The sequence below is a fragment of the Geitlerinema sp. PCC 9228 genome, from assembly GCF_001870905.1.
Classification (GTDB): Bacteria; Cyanobacteriota; Cyanobacteriia; order Cyanobacteriales; family PCC-9228; genus PCC-9228.
In genome coordinates this window covers 535-784 of record NZ_LNDC01000219.1, presented here as the reverse complement: position 1 = coordinate 784, position 250 = coordinate 535, and the positions used below count along the sequence as shown (strand labels likewise).

Below are 250 nucleotides of genomic sequence, written 5' to 3'. Positions count from 1 at the left end.
TGCCCGGATTTGGCTGGTCCCGTTACCGTTCTTTTGCCACCCGTGGCGAGTATGGACGGGAGCAATCTTTTCCATCTGCGAGATAACCCAATATTGCCCCACCATTACCGGGGAAAAGCCTTTACCAAATTTGGCTCCTTTCCTGCCGGAAGTCTGGTCTACGTCCGCCTTGACGACTTCGTAGACAATCGAGTGAATGGGGAAAATCTTCGCCAACTCTTTGACAACTCGGATCTCCATCAGCCTTGCA

Annotated in this window: 1 pseudogene; it reads right to left on the bottom strand. The window is 52.0% G+C overall.

From position 1 onward, the window contains the following. A pseudogene (locus tag AS151_RS22980) lies at nt 1-250 on the bottom strand (RRXRR domain-containing protein); the annotation flags it as partial.